Below are 15,279 nucleotides of genomic sequence, written 5' to 3' on the forward strand. Positions count from 1 at the left end.
GGCTTCTTATCCTGCTTGTACGCTGCCGCGCTCGATGCGGTAGACGGCATCGACCAGGTCAGCGGAATGGGTGTCATCGGATTCGGAGATCAGCACGCACAGGCCTTCGTCGCCGAGCCTGGCGATCACTTCGCTCAGGCGCCGGGACAGCACCGGGGCCACGCCTTCGAAGGGTTCATCGAGGATCAGCAGGCGCTGGCCGGGCATCAACGCCCGGGCCAGGGCCACCAGCTTCTGCTGTCCGCCGGACAGTTGCATGGCGCGACGCTCGCGGAACTGGGCAATTTCCGGAATCAGGCTGTAGACCCACTCCAGGCGCTCGGCACTGCCGGGCAGCTTGTTGGCCCAGACCGGCAGGAGGATGTTCTCCTCCACGGTCAGCGCCGGGATCAGCCGGCGGTCTTCCGGCAGGTAGCTAATCCCCGCCGCCGCGCGCTGGTGGCCGGGCTGGGCGCGCAGGTCGCTGTCGTTGAAGCGGATCGAGCCGGAATCGGCCTCGAGCAGGCCCATCAGGGTGCGGATCAGGGTGGTCTTGCCAGCGCCGTTATGGCCGATCAGGCCGACCATCTGCCCGGCGCCGACGTTAAGCGAGACGTTGTGCAGGATCGGCACCGACTCGATGGAGACATTGAGGTTGCGGATTTCCAGGCTCATGCGTGTGCTCCCTTGTGCGCCTTGTGGCCACCGGTGACCAGTTCCTGGACCCGGGCATTGGCCAGGACCTCCTCGGGCGGGCCGTCGGCCAGCACCTCACCGCTGTAGAAGGCGAGGATGCGCGACACGTAGCGGCGCACCACGTCCATATCGTGTTCGACGAACAGCACCGTGACCTGGTGGCGCGACACCACCTGCATCACCGTGTCCATCAGTTGGGTCTTCTCCTCGGCGCTGACGCCGCTGGTGGGTTCGTCCAGCAGGAGCATCTGCGGATCGCCGATCAGGGCCATGGCGATGTCGATCAGCTTGCGCACGCCCTGGGGCACGGCGGTGACCTTGCTGTCGCGCCAGTCGAGGATGCTGAACTCGCCAAGGATCGCCTCGGCGCGGGCAATCCGCGCGGCGCTGCGCAGCGGCCGCAACAGCGACGGGAACGGCGATTCGGCAGCCGCCAGGGCGATCAGCAGGTTGTCCAGCACCGTCAGTTCCGGGAACAGCTGGGCCACCTGGAACGAACGGGCCATGCCGGCGCGGGTGATCGCCCGCGGCGTGCGGCCGATGATCGATTGCTGGTTGAAGAGGATTTCGCCACGGCTCGGCTTGAGGTAGCCGGTGACCATGTTGATGAAGGTGGTCTTGCCGGCACCGTTGGAGCCGATCACCCCCACCACCTCGCCCTTGGCGATGCGCACGTTGACGTCCTTCGCCGCGGTGACCGCGCCGAACTCCTTGTACAGACCACGGGTTTCCAGAATGCAGCTCATGCCTTGGCCTCCACGGCTTTGGCCCGGCGGGCCTGGCCACTGAACAGGCTCCACAGCCCCTTGGGCAGGAACACGATGATTGCCAGCAGGGTGATGCCGAGGATCATCTGCCAGCTATGGGGCACCAGTTCGATGGCATAGGTACGCACCACGGCGAACAGGATCGCGGCGATGATCGGCGCCGCCACATGGGCCGTGCCGCCGAGCAGGGCGATGAAGACGAACTCGCCGGAGGTGATCCAGTAGGCCATTTCCGGGTCGATGTGCCCGGCGGCCAGGGCCATGAAACCACCGCCCAGCGCCGATACCCCGGCAGCGGCGACGTAGTTCATGTACAGCACCCAGCGCGGTGACTGGCCGAGGTATTCGACCCGCACTTCGTTCTCGCGAATCGCCTCGCACATCGCCCCGGCGCTGCTGCGCCCGTAGCGGTGCAGAAGTACAGCGAGCACGGCGCTGGCCGCGACGATGATGACGAACAGCGCCAGGGGCGCCTGCCCCGCGGCCGGGCTCCAGCCGAACAGGGTCCAGGCCTTGACGTTGAAGCCGTCGGTGCTGCCCAGGGCCGGGCTTTTCACCAGCATGCCGTAGAGGATCATGGAAAACGCCAGCGACAGCATGGCGAAGAAGATCTCGCGGTAGCGGGTCATCAACAGGCCCAGCAGCATCGCCAGCGCCACCGCTGCGGCCACGCCGATCAGCAGCAGGGTCGGCAGGTCGCTGATCGCCAGGAAATGCCCGCTCATACCCACGGCATAGCCGCCCATGCAGAAGTACAGGCCCTGGCCGAAGGTCACCAGGCCTGCGCGCATCTGCATCACCACGCCCTGCACCACCATGGACTTGGCCAGGGCCATGGTCAGCAGGAACACCAGCCACTGCGGGGCGATCAGGCCGCCGAGGGCGAGCAGTACGGCCACGCCCAGCAGAATCGTTTCGGTTCGATCGAGACGCATCAGATTTTCCTCGCCAGCACGCGGCCGAACAGGCCCTGCGGACGCACCGCCAGGACCAGCGCCATCACGCCGTAGATAACGAACAGTTCGAATTGCGGCGCGTAATGCACCGCCGCCGCACGGCTCAGGCCCACCAGCAAGGCGCCCAGGGCGGCGCCCTCGATGCTGCCCATGCCGCCGATCACCACCACGGCGAAGGCCAGCACGATGATCTCCACGCCGATGCCCGGTGCCACCGAGATCGCCGGAGCGGTCAGAGCGCCAGCCAGGGTGCCGAGCACGGTGCCGAGGATGAACACCAGGGTGAAAACCCGGCGCACGTTGACGCCCATGGCCTGGGCCACTTCGCAGTCATGGATCACCGCGCGCAGGACCTTGCCCTGGTGGGTGCGCTCCAGCCACAGCCATAGCGACAGGCCCAGCACCAGGGAAACGCCGACCAGCATCAGGTCATAGTTGGACACCTTGAGCCCGGCCAGCACGCTGCGGCCCATTTCCGCGTAGGGCTGGTAGGCGAAGTACGGGTTGACGCCCCAGATCATCTTCATGGCGTCTTCGAGGATCAGCAGCAGTGCGTAGGTGATGATCACCATCAGCACTTCGTCGCGGCCATACATGAAGCGCAGCAGCCCGCGCTCGATCAGCAGGCCGACGACCAGGCCTGCGGCAAGCGCACAACCGAGCATCATCAGGTAGCCGACCCAGACCGGGCCGATCCCGTTGTTGAAATACCAGCCCACCAGCGAGGCGGCGGCATAGGCACCGATGGCGTAGAAGCTGCCATGGGCCATGTTGAGAATGCGCATGACACCGTAGATAACGGTGAGCCCCGCCGCGACCAGAAACAGCCACGAGGCATAGATGGCGCCGTCGATCAGCACCGCATAAAGACTCATCATTTCGATCCTGCCTTTGGCAAGCGTGGCGGCCGGGAAGTGGCCGCCACGGGTAGGTCAAGAAGTGCCGATCAATTGCACTGGGCGCCCGGGAAACCGGCCTTGATCCAGTCGTGGGCGGTGGTGCCGTCCGGCGGGGTCACGCATTCGCCAGAGAAGGCGATGACGTTCTGCACACTGCCCTTCTTGCTGGCGGCGTCGTAGTGGTACTCGCCGTAGGCGATGCCTTGCATGGCCTGGTGGCCGCCGGCACGGGCCATCTGCACGGTGCCCGAGACCGATTCGAAGGTGGCGCCCTTCATGGCCTTGGCCATTTCCAGCGGGGCCGGGACCGTGCCGGCTTGGGCACCGGCGTTCTCGGCGGCGAACTTCAGGCCGAGGATGGCCTGGGCCATCTTGCTTGCCGGGTAGGTCGGCGAGGATTTGTAGGCAGCCTGGTACTGGCGGGTGAACCAGTTGTTCAGGGCGTTATCCGGCGCGAAGGCTCCGAACGGGCCGCGGCCGCCGATGATCATGCCGTTGGGGGCCTGATCCTTGTAGCGCTCCAGGGCCGACTCGCCGCAGGTCAGCACGGCGGTGGCATCTTCCAGCAGGCCGCGGGAGTTGGCCTGAAGCACCAGGGCCTCCATGTCGCCGCCCCAGAAGCTGGAGTGGATGATGTCCGGGCGCTTCACCGACAGCGCCGAGATTTCCGCGCCGTACTGGCCCTGGAAGACCTTGGGCATCTGCGACTCGACCACCTGGCTCTTGGGCATGACCTGGGCCATGGACAGGGTGAAGTCGTTCCAGCTGTCCTGGCCCCAGGCGTAGTTCTGCTGGATGCCGCCGATACGCACGGCATCCGGACGGGTCTTGGCCAGGTAGCGGGCGGCACCGATGTTGTCCACGGCAGCGTCGAGGCTGGTGCGGAATACGTATTGCGGGGTCTTGTCCTCGGTGAACAGCTGGGAGGTGCCGCAGTCGTAGAACACGGTCATGGCGCCCAGCTCCTCGGCCACTGGCGCGATCGCCAGGCAGTCGCCGGACGAGATGTAGCCGACCACGGCATCGACCTTCTGGCGCTGTACGAGGTTGCGGAATTCCTCGACCTGCTTGGCCGCACCACCGGCCTCGTCGATGATCACCATCTCGATTTCGGCGCCGTTGATGCCGAGCTTGTCGTAGGGTGCGGGCAGCTTGCCCTGGTTCAGGCCCTCCACCAGCACCTTGGCAGCGTTGGCCGACGGTTCGCCGAACGGACCGGCCGCCGGGCCGGAGAGGAAGGTCACCACGCCGATGCGGAACTTGCCGTTCTCGGCGGCAACGGCCGCGCCGTTGAAGCCGGCGGCAGCGATGGCCAGGGCCAGTGGCAGGGTCTTGCAGTGTTGCTGGAGGCGTTTCTTGTAGTTATTCATGGCGTTTCCATTGCGGGCTTTACGGGTTAAGGAACGGGCTAAGGGGCGTGCCCCTCGGGGTTACGGATCTGTTGGGCCAAACGCCGGGCACGCGTGGCCGGATCGGGTTGCAGTTCCTCGGCGGAATACAGCTGCCAATTGCCAAGCATCAGCCGGGCCGGCGGGTAGTCGTGGTTGGGCACCGGCGTACCGACCGCCTGGGTCTGCTGGATCTGGTGGGTCAGCGGGTCGATGCGCGAGGCAAAGCCGGGCGGATCTTCCGGCAAGGCGATTTCCAGCCCTTCGAGGGCGCGGATCAAGGATTCGGTATCGGTGGCACCACCGGCTTTCTGGCTGGCCCTGGCCAGGACCATGACCCCGGTGTAGGCGCCTTGCGCGGCGTAGGTCGGGAAGCGTCCGGTCAGGGTGTGGAAGCGCTCGACGAAGGCACGGTTGCGCGCAGTGTCAGGGAAGTTGTTGTGGTGCCGGGCGGACAGGATCAGGCCCGGTGGTGCCTTGTCGCCAAGGGAGACAAGGAAGTCGTAGTTGCCACCGGTATCGAAGTTGGCCAGGCGCGAGGTCTCGAACAGGCGTGTGCCGGCCGCCTGCTTGACGAAGGCATGGAAATCGCCGCCCCACAGGGCCGAGACGATGATGTCGGGTTTGGCCTGTTCAAGCGCGGCGATATAGGCGGAATAGTCCGGCTCGTAGAGGCGCGGCCACAGCTCGGTGACGTCGTCGAACTTCACCCCCTGCTGGCGCAGCGCTTCATGCAGGTCGTCGCGCGAGACGTGGCCGTATTCGTAGTCGGGGCCGATGAAGGCCAGGCGTGTCCAGCCGGTCCTGGCCTGCAGGTCCTTCAGGTAGCGGGCGCCGGCGGCCATGGAGGTCCAGGTGTCGTTGGTCACCCGGAAGTAATAGCGGTGGCCGTTTTCCAGGCTCATGCGCGACGAGGCGTGATCGGTGCCGATCATCAGCACCTTCTGTTCCCGGGCCAACTGGCTCACGGCGATCGCTACCCCCGAGGAGACCATGCCGCACAGCACCTGCACGCCGTCCTTGCGAATGAAGGCGCGGGCCAGGCCGGTGCCGTAGGAGGCCTTGGACTGGTCGTCGTCGATGATCACGCGCATCCGCGGCACCTGCTCGCCGGCTTCGCGCAGGCCTTGCAACTCGCTCAGGGCGACCTGGATGCCGGCAATGCTGTCCTGGCCATAGATCGCCGCGCGCTCGGTCATCGGGTACAGGCAGCCAAGGGTCAGGTCCGCCTGGGTGGCGGCCGCGCCCAGCTCGACCCGACCGGCGTCGGCGGTGCAGGCGAAGCCCAGCAGCAGGCTGCTCAGGGCGATAACGGATGGCAGTCGGGAAAACGACGATTGCATGTCAGTACCTTGGGGCGTTCGTGGACGCCTCTTGTGGTTAGCGAAAGGGTTATCGCAAAGGCTGTGCCAGCCTCTGTGCGATGCACCATAAGAAACCGTGCAAGCGCTCTGGAACAAGGCTTTGCACGGCGATTCACGGCGATTTCGGAACACCGTGGCGCGGTAAGGCACGGTGTTGGGCGGGAGACGTTGAGCGGTAACCGCTCAGCGCGGGCGAGCGCTTGAGCGGTTACCGCTCATCGAAGCGCTCGATGCCCAGGCGTTGCAGGCGACGCTTGAGGGCGTGGCGGGAGATACCGAGGATCTCGGCAGCCATGCCCTTGTGCCCGGCGCTGCGGCTGAGGGCATCGAACACCAGTTCGCGCTCGGCGCGCTGCAATTGATCCTCGATCGGCAAGCGGCTGGCGTCCACGGGCCCGGCGGCCTGCATCAGCTCCGGCAATTGCGCTGCGGCGATGGCCTGGCCGGGCATCAGGATGGTCAGGCGCTCGATCAGGTTCTTCAATTCACGGACATTGCCCGGCCAGCGATGCCGCAGCAGCGCCGCCTCGGCGTCGGCCTGGAAGGCGATGGCCGCGCCCTGCTCTTCCCGCGCCTGGCGCTCGGCGAAGTGCCGGGCCAGCAGAAGGATGTCGTCGCCACGCTGGCGCAGGGCCGGAATATCGATGGTGATCACGTTCAGGCGGTAGAACAGGTCTTCGCGGAAACGCCCCTGGCGTACGTCATCGGCGAGGTCGCGGTTGGTCGCCGCCACCACCCGCACATCGGCGCTGCTGGCCTGGCTGGCGCCGACCGCACGGTAGCTGCCGTTCTCCAGGAAGTGCAAAAGCTTGGCCTGCAACGCCAGCGGCAGCTCGCCGATCTCGTCGAGGAACAGCGTGCCGTTGCTCGCCTGGGCCACCAGGCCGACACGCTTCTGGTGAGCGCCGGTATAGGAGCCCTTCTCGGAACCGAACAGCTCGGCCTCGATCAACTGCTCCGGCAGCGCCGCGCAGTTGACCTCGATGAACGGCTGGCCGGCGCGGTTGCTGGCGTCGTGCAGGGCCTGGGCGACCAGGGTCTTGCCGGTGCCGGATTCGCCAAGCAGGAGGATCCGCGTCGCCGAACTGCGTGCCACCCGCTGCACCGCCCCGTGCAAGGCACGCATGGCCGGGCTCTGGCCGAGCAGATTGCCCGGGGCCGCATCGGCGTCGCTCGGCGCCGGCACGGCCAGGGTGGCCTGGATAGTGGCCAGCAGGTCGTCCAGTTCGAAGGGTTTGGTCAGATAGTCCGTGGCCCCGCCCTTCACTGCCTGCACGGCGGCGCGGGTGTCGCCATGGGCGGAGATCATGATCACCGGCAGGGTCGGGCGCAGCTTGCGCAGGCCATCGAGGGTGGCAATGCCGTCCAGGCCCGGCAGGCCCAGATCGAGCAGGACGATATCGCAGCGCCTGGCGCTGTCGGCCAGCAGCGCCAGCCCCTCCTCGCCGCTGCCGGCTGCGCCGACGTTGAAACCCTCGGCGCGCAGGGCGTAGCTGAGGGAGCGCACCAGCGCTTCTTCGTCGTCGATGATCAGTACATGGAAGTCGGACATCACAGGCTCACTTCAAATCGGTCGGGCAAGGCGCGGGAAAGTCCAGGGTCACCACGGTGCCCTTGCCGGCGGTACTCGCGATCTCCATTCGCGATGCATTGGCTTGCAGCAGTTGCTGGCAGATGCTCAGCCCAAGGCCGGTGCCCCGGGGCTTCAGGGTAAAGAACGGCTGGCGTACGCGGTTCAGCGCATCGAGGGGGATGCCACAGCCATCGTCGCTGACGCTGACCAGTACACGCTCGCCGTGGCGGTAGCCGGCAAGGCTGACGCGCTTGCCGGCAGCACAGGCCTCCAGTGCGTTCAGGCACAGGTTCAGGAGGATCTGCCGGGCCTGGTCCGGGTCGACGAACAGGCGGATGCCGGCGGCGCAACCGGCTTCGAAGTGGATGGCGCGGGCCTCGGCTTGCGGGGCGATCTGGCGCTTCACCCGTTCGAACAGGCTGTGCAGTTCCACGACTTCCGGGTTGGCCGGATGGGGCCGGCCGTACTCCAGCAGGTCGCTGGTAACGTGGGAGAGCCGGTCGATTTCCTGGCCCAGGTCGCTCAACAGCAGGCGCCGCTCGCTTTCCGGCTCCCGGCGCAGCAGGGCCTGCACGGTGGTCTTCATGGTCGCCAGGGGGTTGCGCACTTCATGGGCCACGCCAGTGGCAAAGGTACCGAGCACGGCGAGGTTTTCCGAGCGCACGGTCTGCTCCATCACGTCCGCCAGGCGCCCGGCCATGACGTTGAAGGCGCGGGTCACCCGGCCGATCTCGTCATTGCTCGACTGTTCCGGCAGGCGGTAGCCGAGGTCGCCCATGGACAGCTGGTGGGCACCCTCGACCAGCGTGCCCACCCGTGCCCGCAACTGCCGTGACAGGGTGAAGAACACCACCAGGATGAACGCGATGAAACCGACGGCGGCCAGGTACAACCACCAGCGGGCATCGTCCAGCGGCTTGAGGATGGCTTCGGGCTGCACGCTGAACACCACCTGCCAGCCGGGCAGGATCAGCGGGCCTTCGCGCAGGTCGTCGGGGGCTGCGACCTGGCGCCCGGTGGCATCGATAAAGGCGCCGCCGGGCACGCGCAGCAAGGGCGTCACCACCCCGCTCAGGCCGGCGCTGGTGAGCAGTTCGGTCAACGAGGCCAGACGCAGGTGCAGACCGATGCTGACCCGGTGATCGGTGCGGCCGTTGCGGATGGTCTTGCGGATCAGCAGCCAGCCGGAGCGCCCGGCCTGGGGCAAGGCCGGGCCGATCACCTCGATATCGCCGACCTTCTGCCTGGGCAATCCGGCCAGGGACCAGTCCTCGTTGCTCCAGTACGGCGCCCCCGAGGCCGCCGGGCCGGGCAAAACCTTGAGCAGGCGTTCGTCGTCGCTGAAGAACAGCACGCCGTAGAGAAACGGCAGCTCGCTTTCCAGCTTCAGCAGCGCGTCGATATCGCCGACGGAATGGCTTTGGTCGGCGATGAAATCGGGCATGTTGGGGTGATTGGACAGGGCCGAGAGCTGGTAGAAGCGCTCATCGAGGAAGGACGACACGCGGTTGGCCGTGGACAGCGCCTGGGCATCGAGGCGCTCACCGGTCAGGCGGTTGAGCAGGTCCTTGGCCAGTTGTTCATAGAGCACGGCCAGGGCGATCAGCGCCACGCTCATCACCAGCGTGGACAACAGGGTATAGCGTGCGACCAGGCTGCGCCGCGGCCGGGCAAACCGGCGCCACAGCGCAGCAGCGGGGAATTCGACATCCATGGGCTTTGTAATTGTTGTTCATGTAGTGGCGGGGAGGATAAGGAGCGGGGGATGGGGTTGTCCATTGGCGCAATGTCGGGGATGGGGATTGTTGTCGCTCTTTCGGGCCTCATCGCGGGTGAACCCGCTCCCACAAAACCCTGTGGGAGCGGGTTCACCCGCGATGAGGCCAGTGAAAACAATGCAGACCGACCTGCTGAACCCCTGCTGCCCCAGCAGCACCCCACTGCTCCCGAACCACCACCCACCTGTCCCAACCCCAGCAAACCCGGGCCCTCCAGCCATCTGGCGCGAAACCTGCTCTGCCCTGCCCCACACAGCAATCACAGGTCCGCGCCATGACGTCCCACCCTCCTTTCACCCGCCGCCGCTTCCTCGGCAACAGCCTCGCCCTCGGCGGCCTGGCCCTGGGCGGCAGCCTGCTGGCCGGTTGCGGCGACGACAGCCAGCCCGGCAACCACGCGGCCGACCAGGGTCCGCGCTATGGCGGACGCCTGCGCCTGGGCATCCTCGACGGCAACCAGGCCGGCAACCTCGATGCCCACAAGCCGGTCGGCAGCGGGATCATTCGCGGCTTCGCCCTGTACAGCAAACTGTGGGAATGGGACGAGAACATGCTGCCGCGCCTGGCCCTGGCCGAAGAGGCCGAGGTCAGCCCGGACGGCAAGGTCTGGACCCTGCGCCTGCACAAGGACCTGGAGTTCCACCACGGCAAGACCATCGATTCCGAAGACCTGCTGTTCTCCATCCGCCGCCTCACCGACCCGCAACTGGCCTCGCCCTACGCCGCGCTGCTGCACTGGATCGACCGCGACAACCTGCAGAAGCTCGATGAGCGAACCCTGCGCGTGCGCTTCAAGGACGGCGCCGGCTTCGTTCCGCTTCCGGAAACCTGGGTGAATTTCGGCGGCATCGTGCCGGTGGACTATCACCCGGTGACCAACCCGGTGGGCGCCGGGCCGTACAAGTTCAAGAGTTTCTCCGCCGGCCAGCGCTCGCTGTTCACCCGCTTCGAGAACTACTTCAAGTCCGGCCGGCCCTACGCCGACGAGCTGGAGATCATCGGCTTCAAGGACCAGACCTCGCGCCTGGCCGCGCTCAAGGCCGGCCAGCTGGACATGGCCAACGCCCTGGCCGCCGAGCACCTGCGCCTGATCGAACAGGATCCACGGTTGCAGGTGCTGACGTCGGTCACCGGCAACTGGCTGGGCTTCGACATGAATACCCGAAAAGCGCCGTTCGACGACCCCCGGGTACGCCAGGCGTTCCGCCTGCTGGCGAACCGCGAGGAGTTGGTGGCGCGGGTGCTCAATGGCCAGGGGCGGCCGGCCAACGACCTGTATGCACCCAACGACCCGACCTTCGACCACAGCATTCCCCCACGTCGCCAGGAGCTGGACAAGGCCCGGACCCTGCTGCGCGAAGCCGGGCAGGAAAACCTGGAGCTGGACCTGGTCACCGTCCAGGACGGCGTGGCGCTGTCGTCGGCGCTGGTGTATGCCGAACAGGCGCGCAAGGCCGGGGTGCGGATCAATGTGCGCCAGGTGGATGCCGCCACCTTCAACGGGCCGCAGCACACCGAATGGACCTTCAGCACCGGCGGCAGCATCGGCGCGCCCTTCCTCACCTGCGCCCTGCATGCAGATGCCCCGGTATCGGTGGCAAACAAGACCCACTTCGACGATCCAAGGTTTTCCGAGCTGTTCCTGCAAGCTCTGGCCGAACCGGACGTGGAGAAGCGCAAGCCACTGGTGCATGAAGCGCAGCGCATCCAGTACGAACGTGGCGGGATGCTGGTGTGGGGCTATGCGAACCTGGTGGACGGGTTCGCGCAGCGGGTGGGTGGGGCGGCGGCGGAGAGGACGCTGTTTCCGACGTGGCGGTTTGATCAGTTGTGGCTCAAGGCATGACGCGTACCCTGTGGGAGCGGGTTCGGCGTTCCGATGAACCCGCTCCCACAGGGTCCGAGTACAGGCTTCAGGTATGACTGATATCCCGATCCTTGGTCTCGGGCATGAAGAAGATCCCCAGCACCGCCGTCATCACCGCGATGACGATCGGATACCAGAGCCCGTAGTAAATGTCACCGGTCGCCGCGACCATGGCGAAGGCCACCGTCGGCAGGAAACCGCCGAACCAGCCGTTGCCGATGTGGTACGGCAACGACATCGAGGTGTAGCGGATCCGCGCCGGGAACAGCTCCACCAGCCAGGCGGCGATCGGGCCGTAGACCATGGTCACGTAGATCACCAGGATGGTCAGGAGCAGCAGCACCATCGGATAGTTGGTCTTGGCCGGGTCGGCTTTTTCCGGGTAACCGGCTTCCTTCAGCGCAGCGCCCAGGGATGCGGTGAAGCCGTCGTTGGCGGCCTTGAATTCTGCCCCCGGCAGGCTGCTGCCTTCGAAGCTCGGCATCATCTTGCTGCCGATGCGGATCTGCGCCACCGCACCCGGCTCGCCTACCTCGTTCTGATAGGGGATCGCCCGTTTCGCCAGCAGGCTCTTGGCCACGTCACAGGAACTGGTGAAGCGCGCCTTGCCCACCGGGTCGAACTGGAACGAGCACTGCGCAGGATCCGCGATCACCGTCACCGGATTCTGCTGCTGTGCCGTGTAGATATCCGGGTTGCCGAACTCGGTCAGGCCCTTGAAGATCGGGAAGTAGGTCAGCGCGGCCAGGATGCACCCGGCCATGATGATTTTCTTGCGCCCGATACGGTCGGACAGGCTGCCGAAGATCACGAAGAACGGTGTACCGATCAGCAAGGAACCTGCAATCAGCAGGTTGGCCGTCTGCGGGTCGATTTTCAGGGTCTGCAGCAGGAAGAACAGCGCATAGAACTGCCCGGTGTACCAGACCACCGCCTGGCCGGCGGTGCCGCCGAGCAGCGACATGATCACCACCTTGAGGTTGTCCCAGCGGGCGAAGGATTCGGTCAGCGGCGCCTTGGACGCCTTGCCTTCGGCCTTCATCCGGTTGAACACTGGCGACTCATGCAGTTGCAGGCGGATGTACACCGATACCGCCAGCAACAGGATCGACAGCAGGAACGGAATCCGCCAGCCCCACGCCTCGAAGGCTTCGGTGCCCAGGGCAGTGCGGCAGGCGAGGATCACCAGCAACGAGAGGAACAGGCCGAGGGTCGCGGTGGTCTGGATCCACGAGGTGAAGAAGCCGCGCTTGCCGGGTGGTGCATGTTCCGCCACGTAGGTCGCCGCGCCGCCGTATTCGCCGCCCAGGGCCAGGCCTTGCAGCAGGCGCAGGGTGATAAGGATGATCGGCGCAGCCACCCCGATGGCGGCGTAGCTGGGCAGCAGGCCGACGATGGCGGTGGACACGCCCATGATGATGATGGTGATGAGGAAGGTATGCTTGCGCCCGATCATGTCGCCCAGGCGGCCGAACACGATGGCACCGAACGGGCGCACCGCAAAGCCGGCGGCGAAGGCCAGCAAAGCGAAGATGAACGCCGTGGTTTCATTGACCCCGGCAAAGAAGTGCTTGGCGATGATCGCCGCCAGGGAGCCGTACAGGTAGAAGTCGTACCATTCGAAGACCGTACCCAGCGACGAGGCGAAGATCACCTTGCGCTCGTCCTGGGTGATGCCTTTGCCGGACGTACTGCCCGGCGTGGGCGTTGAAGTGCCGTAAGTGACCGCCATAACGTTCTCCGTATTGTTCTTGTAGGCCGGAGCATCCCGCTGATAAATCCATACGCACTCTGGCCATTCAAAAGGCTGATGACATCGGATCACGGACTGCGCCGGGCCTGGGGGAACAGGCGGACGGCCTCGCGTTGCACGCAGGTTTAAGCGTAATAGGCCGCTGGCGGAAATCCAGCGCCTTCGCATAAGGGCGCCGGACGGTTCAAAGGTGGCGGAATACGGCGGCAGCGGCAATTCCCGCAGCAATCGCCGGCAGTGGCTTCTTCACCAGCAGCATGACCACGGCGGTGCTCGCCAAGGCTAGCCGGGCACCGTTGTCGCCGCTCACCGCCAGGGGTGTCAGCACCGCCACCAGCACCGAGCCGGACATGGCGCCGATGAATTGCTGCACGCGGTAGTTGATCGGTACGAAGGACATCACGAAGACCCCGCCCCAGCGGGTGGCCAGGGTCACGACGGCCATGATCAGGACCAGGATCAGCGGGCCATGGCCCGTGGTTTCGATAGTCACTTGTGCTTCTCCATCCAGATCGCACCGACGATACCGCCGGCCAGGGCGCCGACCACTACGTGGCTGTTTTCCGGCAGGTAGCGGTAGGCGAGCAGTGCCGAGCCGGCGGCCACGCCCCAGATCAGCAACATGCGCAGGTCCTTCTTGCCGCCCACCACCATGGACAGCAGGAAGCAGCCCATGACCATGTCCAGCCCCCAGCTCACCGGGTCGGCGACTAGGTTGCCGAAGTACAGGCCGAGCCAGGTGCCGAGGATCCAGGTCGACCACAACGCCAGGCCGCCGCCAAAGAGGATGCCGAGCCCCGGCTTGCCGGCGGACAGCGCCTGCATCGACATGGCCCAGTTGGCGTCGGAAACCACCAGCATGATCCCGTAGCGACGCGCGACCGGCAGCTCGCGCAGCCAGGGGTACAGGGTCGCGCCCATCAGCAGGTGGCGGGCGTTGATGGCGAACACGGTGACGACCAACGGCACCAGCGGCACCTGGGCGCCCCACAGGTCAAGGGCGGCGAACTGCGAGGCGCCGGCGAAGACCAGGGTGCTCATCCACAGGATGGTGCCTTGGTCGAGGCCGACCTGGGCAGCGGCGAGGCCGAATGCCAGGCCGAACACCACCACGAACAGGGAGATCGGCAACAACAGCCGGAAGCCGTCGCGGATCTCGTTGTACCCCAGCTGCGTGGAGCCTTTGGCTACCGATAACACAAACACTCTCCTGTTTTTCAATGGTGCATGTACGGACGCCGGCCACTATCCGGCAGACACGTCATTGCGAAAAGCGCATATTACGCGAGCAAACCATTCGCTTATCGAATGCAACGGAGTACATGCCCATGCAGGACCTGCAAATCGACTGGCTGAAATGCTTCGTAGCGGTGGTCGATACCGGCTCGCTGTCCAATGCCGCGCCGGAAGTCCATCGTTCGCAATCGGCGGTGAGCATGCAGTTGAAGAAGCTCGAAGCTGCCGTGGGCCGGCAGTTGCTGGTGCGCGATGCACGGCAGCAGCAGCTCACCCCGGACGGCCAGGTGCTGCTGGGTTACGCCCGGCGCATCCTCGACCTGCACAGCGATGCACAGCAGGCATTCCACGGCGCCGAACTGACCGGGCGGGTGCGTCTCGGCGTACCGGACGACTACGCCGCGCGCTACCTGACCCCGGTGCTCAAGCGTTTCGCCCTGCGTTATGGCGCGGTACAGATCGAGCTGGACTGCGAGCAATCGACCTTGCTGATCCCGCGGATCGAACAGGGCGACCTGGACCTGGCGCTGATATCCCGCGACCATCCTCGGCGCGGGACCTTGCTGTTCCACGAGCCGATGGTTTGGGTTGGCTCGCCGCAGTTCGACATCTGGCGTCGCGACCCGCTACCCATCGCCACCTACGAAAGCACCAGCCTGGCGCGGCGTTGTGCGATCAACTCGCTGGCCTTGCAGGGTCGGGATTACCGGGTGGTGTACAACAGTTCGAGCCTGGCCGGGCAGATCGCCGCGGTGGAAAGTGGCCTGGCGGTGGCGGTGCTGACCCGTTGCAGTGTGCCGGAGCACCTGGAGATCCTGGGCGCCGAGCATGGGCTGGGGCCGCTGGAGCCGATGGAAGTGGCGGTGTATCGCAGCCGCGCATCGCAGGGCTCGCAGCCGGTGGACCGGTTGCAGGGATTGCTGGTCAAGACCCTGAGGATGGCGGCGACCTGAAGGGCCTCATCGCTGGCAAGCCAGCTCCCACAGGGTCCGCATGCACCGTCGCCAGCGATGAGGCCCGAAA

The 15,279-nt window shown here is 65.9% G+C and carries 13 protein-coding genes; 2 read left to right on the forward strand and 11 right to left on the reverse strand.

Annotated elements, in window-relative coordinates; all coding sequences use genetic code 11:
• Nucleotides 1-6: 6 nt before the first annotated feature.
• From ACPFMA_RS16240 to ACPFMA_RS16275, 8 genes are all read right to left on the reverse strand, one after another.
• Complete coding sequence (locus tag ACPFMA_RS16240; protein WP_009407037.1) at nucleotides 7-654, reverse strand: ABC transporter ATP-binding protein; 648 nt, start codon at nucleotides 652-654, stop codon at nucleotides 7-9.
• The gene (locus ACPFMA_RS16245; protein WP_420058022.1) at nucleotides 651-1,421 is read right to left on the reverse strand and encodes an ABC transporter ATP-binding protein; all 771 of its coding nucleotides are present in this window, start codon (nucleotides 1,419-1,421) and stop codon (nucleotides 651-653) included. Before ACPFMA_RS16245 ends, ACPFMA_RS16240 begins: the two co-directional genes overlap by 4 nt.
• Nucleotides 1,418-2,377: a branched-chain amino acid ABC transporter permease gene (locus tag ACPFMA_RS16250; protein ID WP_425928222.1), complete on the reverse strand. Its 960-nt coding sequence runs from the start codon at nucleotides 2,375-2,377 to the stop codon at nucleotides 1,418-1,420. The genes ACPFMA_RS16245 and ACPFMA_RS16250 overlap by 4 nt, the downstream gene beginning before the upstream one ends.
• The gene (locus tag ACPFMA_RS16255; protein ID WP_425928223.1) at nucleotides 2,377-3,273 is read right to left on the reverse strand and encodes a branched-chain amino acid ABC transporter permease; all 897 of its coding nucleotides are present in this window, start codon (nucleotides 3,271-3,273) and stop codon (nucleotides 2,377-2,379) included. The genes ACPFMA_RS16250 and ACPFMA_RS16255 overlap by 1 nt, the downstream gene beginning before the upstream one ends.
• Before the next feature lie 71 nt (nucleotides 3,274-3,344).
• Entirely contained in the window at nucleotides 3,345-4,667 is a 1,323-nt protein-coding gene (locus ACPFMA_RS16260; protein WP_064304168.1) for an ABC transporter substrate-binding protein, read from the reverse strand.
• A gap of 38 nt (nucleotides 4,668-4,705) precedes the next feature.
• Nucleotides 4,706-6,028: an ABC transporter substrate-binding protein gene (locus tag ACPFMA_RS16265; protein ID WP_425928224.1), complete on the reverse strand. Its 1,323-nt coding sequence runs from the start codon at nucleotides 6,026-6,028 to the stop codon at nucleotides 4,706-4,708.
• A 229-nt stretch (nucleotides 6,029-6,257) separates the two neighbouring features.
• Complete coding sequence (locus ACPFMA_RS16270) at nucleotides 6,258-7,601, reverse strand: sigma-54-dependent transcriptional regulator (protein ID WP_425928225.1); 1,344 nt, start codon at nucleotides 7,599-7,601, stop codon at nucleotides 6,258-6,260.
• A 7-nt stretch (nucleotides 7,602-7,608) separates the two neighbouring features.
• Nucleotides 7,609-9,336 (reverse strand): sensor histidine kinase, encoded by a 1,728-nt coding sequence (locus tag ACPFMA_RS16275; RefSeq protein ID WP_425928226.1) that lies wholly within the window; start codon nucleotides 9,334-9,336, stop codon nucleotides 7,609-7,611.
• 338 nt (nucleotides 9,337-9,674) lie between these two features.
• Between ACPFMA_RS16275 and ACPFMA_RS16280 the strand changes: the two genes are divergently transcribed.
• Nucleotides 9,675-11,246, forward strand: a complete 1,572-nt coding sequence (locus ACPFMA_RS16280; RefSeq protein ID WP_425928227.1) for an ABC transporter substrate-binding protein — start codon at nucleotides 9,675-9,677, stop codon at nucleotides 11,244-11,246.
• Nucleotides 11,247-11,313: 67 nt separating this feature from the next.
• Here ACPFMA_RS16280 and ACPFMA_RS16285 read toward each other — a convergent pair whose 3' ends face one another.
• From ACPFMA_RS16285 to ACPFMA_RS16295, 3 genes are all read right to left on the reverse strand, one after another.
• Nucleotides 11,314-12,999, reverse strand: a complete 1,686-nt coding sequence (locus tag ACPFMA_RS16285; protein ID WP_420059557.1) for an MFS transporter — start codon at nucleotides 12,997-12,999, stop codon at nucleotides 11,314-11,316.
• Nucleotides 13,000-13,204: 205 nt separating this feature from the next.
• Nucleotides 13,205-13,513: an AzlD family protein gene (locus ACPFMA_RS16290; protein WP_420059556.1), complete on the reverse strand. Its 309-nt coding sequence runs from the start codon at nucleotides 13,511-13,513 to the stop codon at nucleotides 13,205-13,207.
• Entirely contained in the window at nucleotides 13,510-14,220 is a 711-nt protein-coding gene (locus ACPFMA_RS16295; protein WP_064304161.1) for an AzlC family ABC transporter permease, read from the reverse strand. The genes ACPFMA_RS16290 and ACPFMA_RS16295 overlap by 4 nt, the downstream gene beginning before the upstream one ends.
• 122 nt (nucleotides 14,221-14,342) lie before the next feature.
• Between ACPFMA_RS16295 and ACPFMA_RS16300 the strand changes: the two genes are divergently transcribed.
• Nucleotides 14,343-15,209 carry a LysR family transcriptional regulator gene (locus ACPFMA_RS16300; protein WP_279900212.1) on the forward strand — a complete coding sequence of 289 codons (867 nt, stop codon included), beginning with the start codon at nucleotides 14,343-14,345 and terminating at the stop codon, nucleotides 15,207-15,209.
• The last annotated feature ends 70 nt before the right edge of the window (nucleotides 15,210-15,279 follow it).

Origin of the sequence: Pseudomonas sp. NyZ201 (genome assembly GCF_049860765.1) — a bacterium.
In the GTDB taxonomy this organism is placed as follows: domain Bacteria; phylum Pseudomonadota; class Gammaproteobacteria; order Pseudomonadales; family Pseudomonadaceae; genus Aquipseudomonas; species Aquipseudomonas bharatica.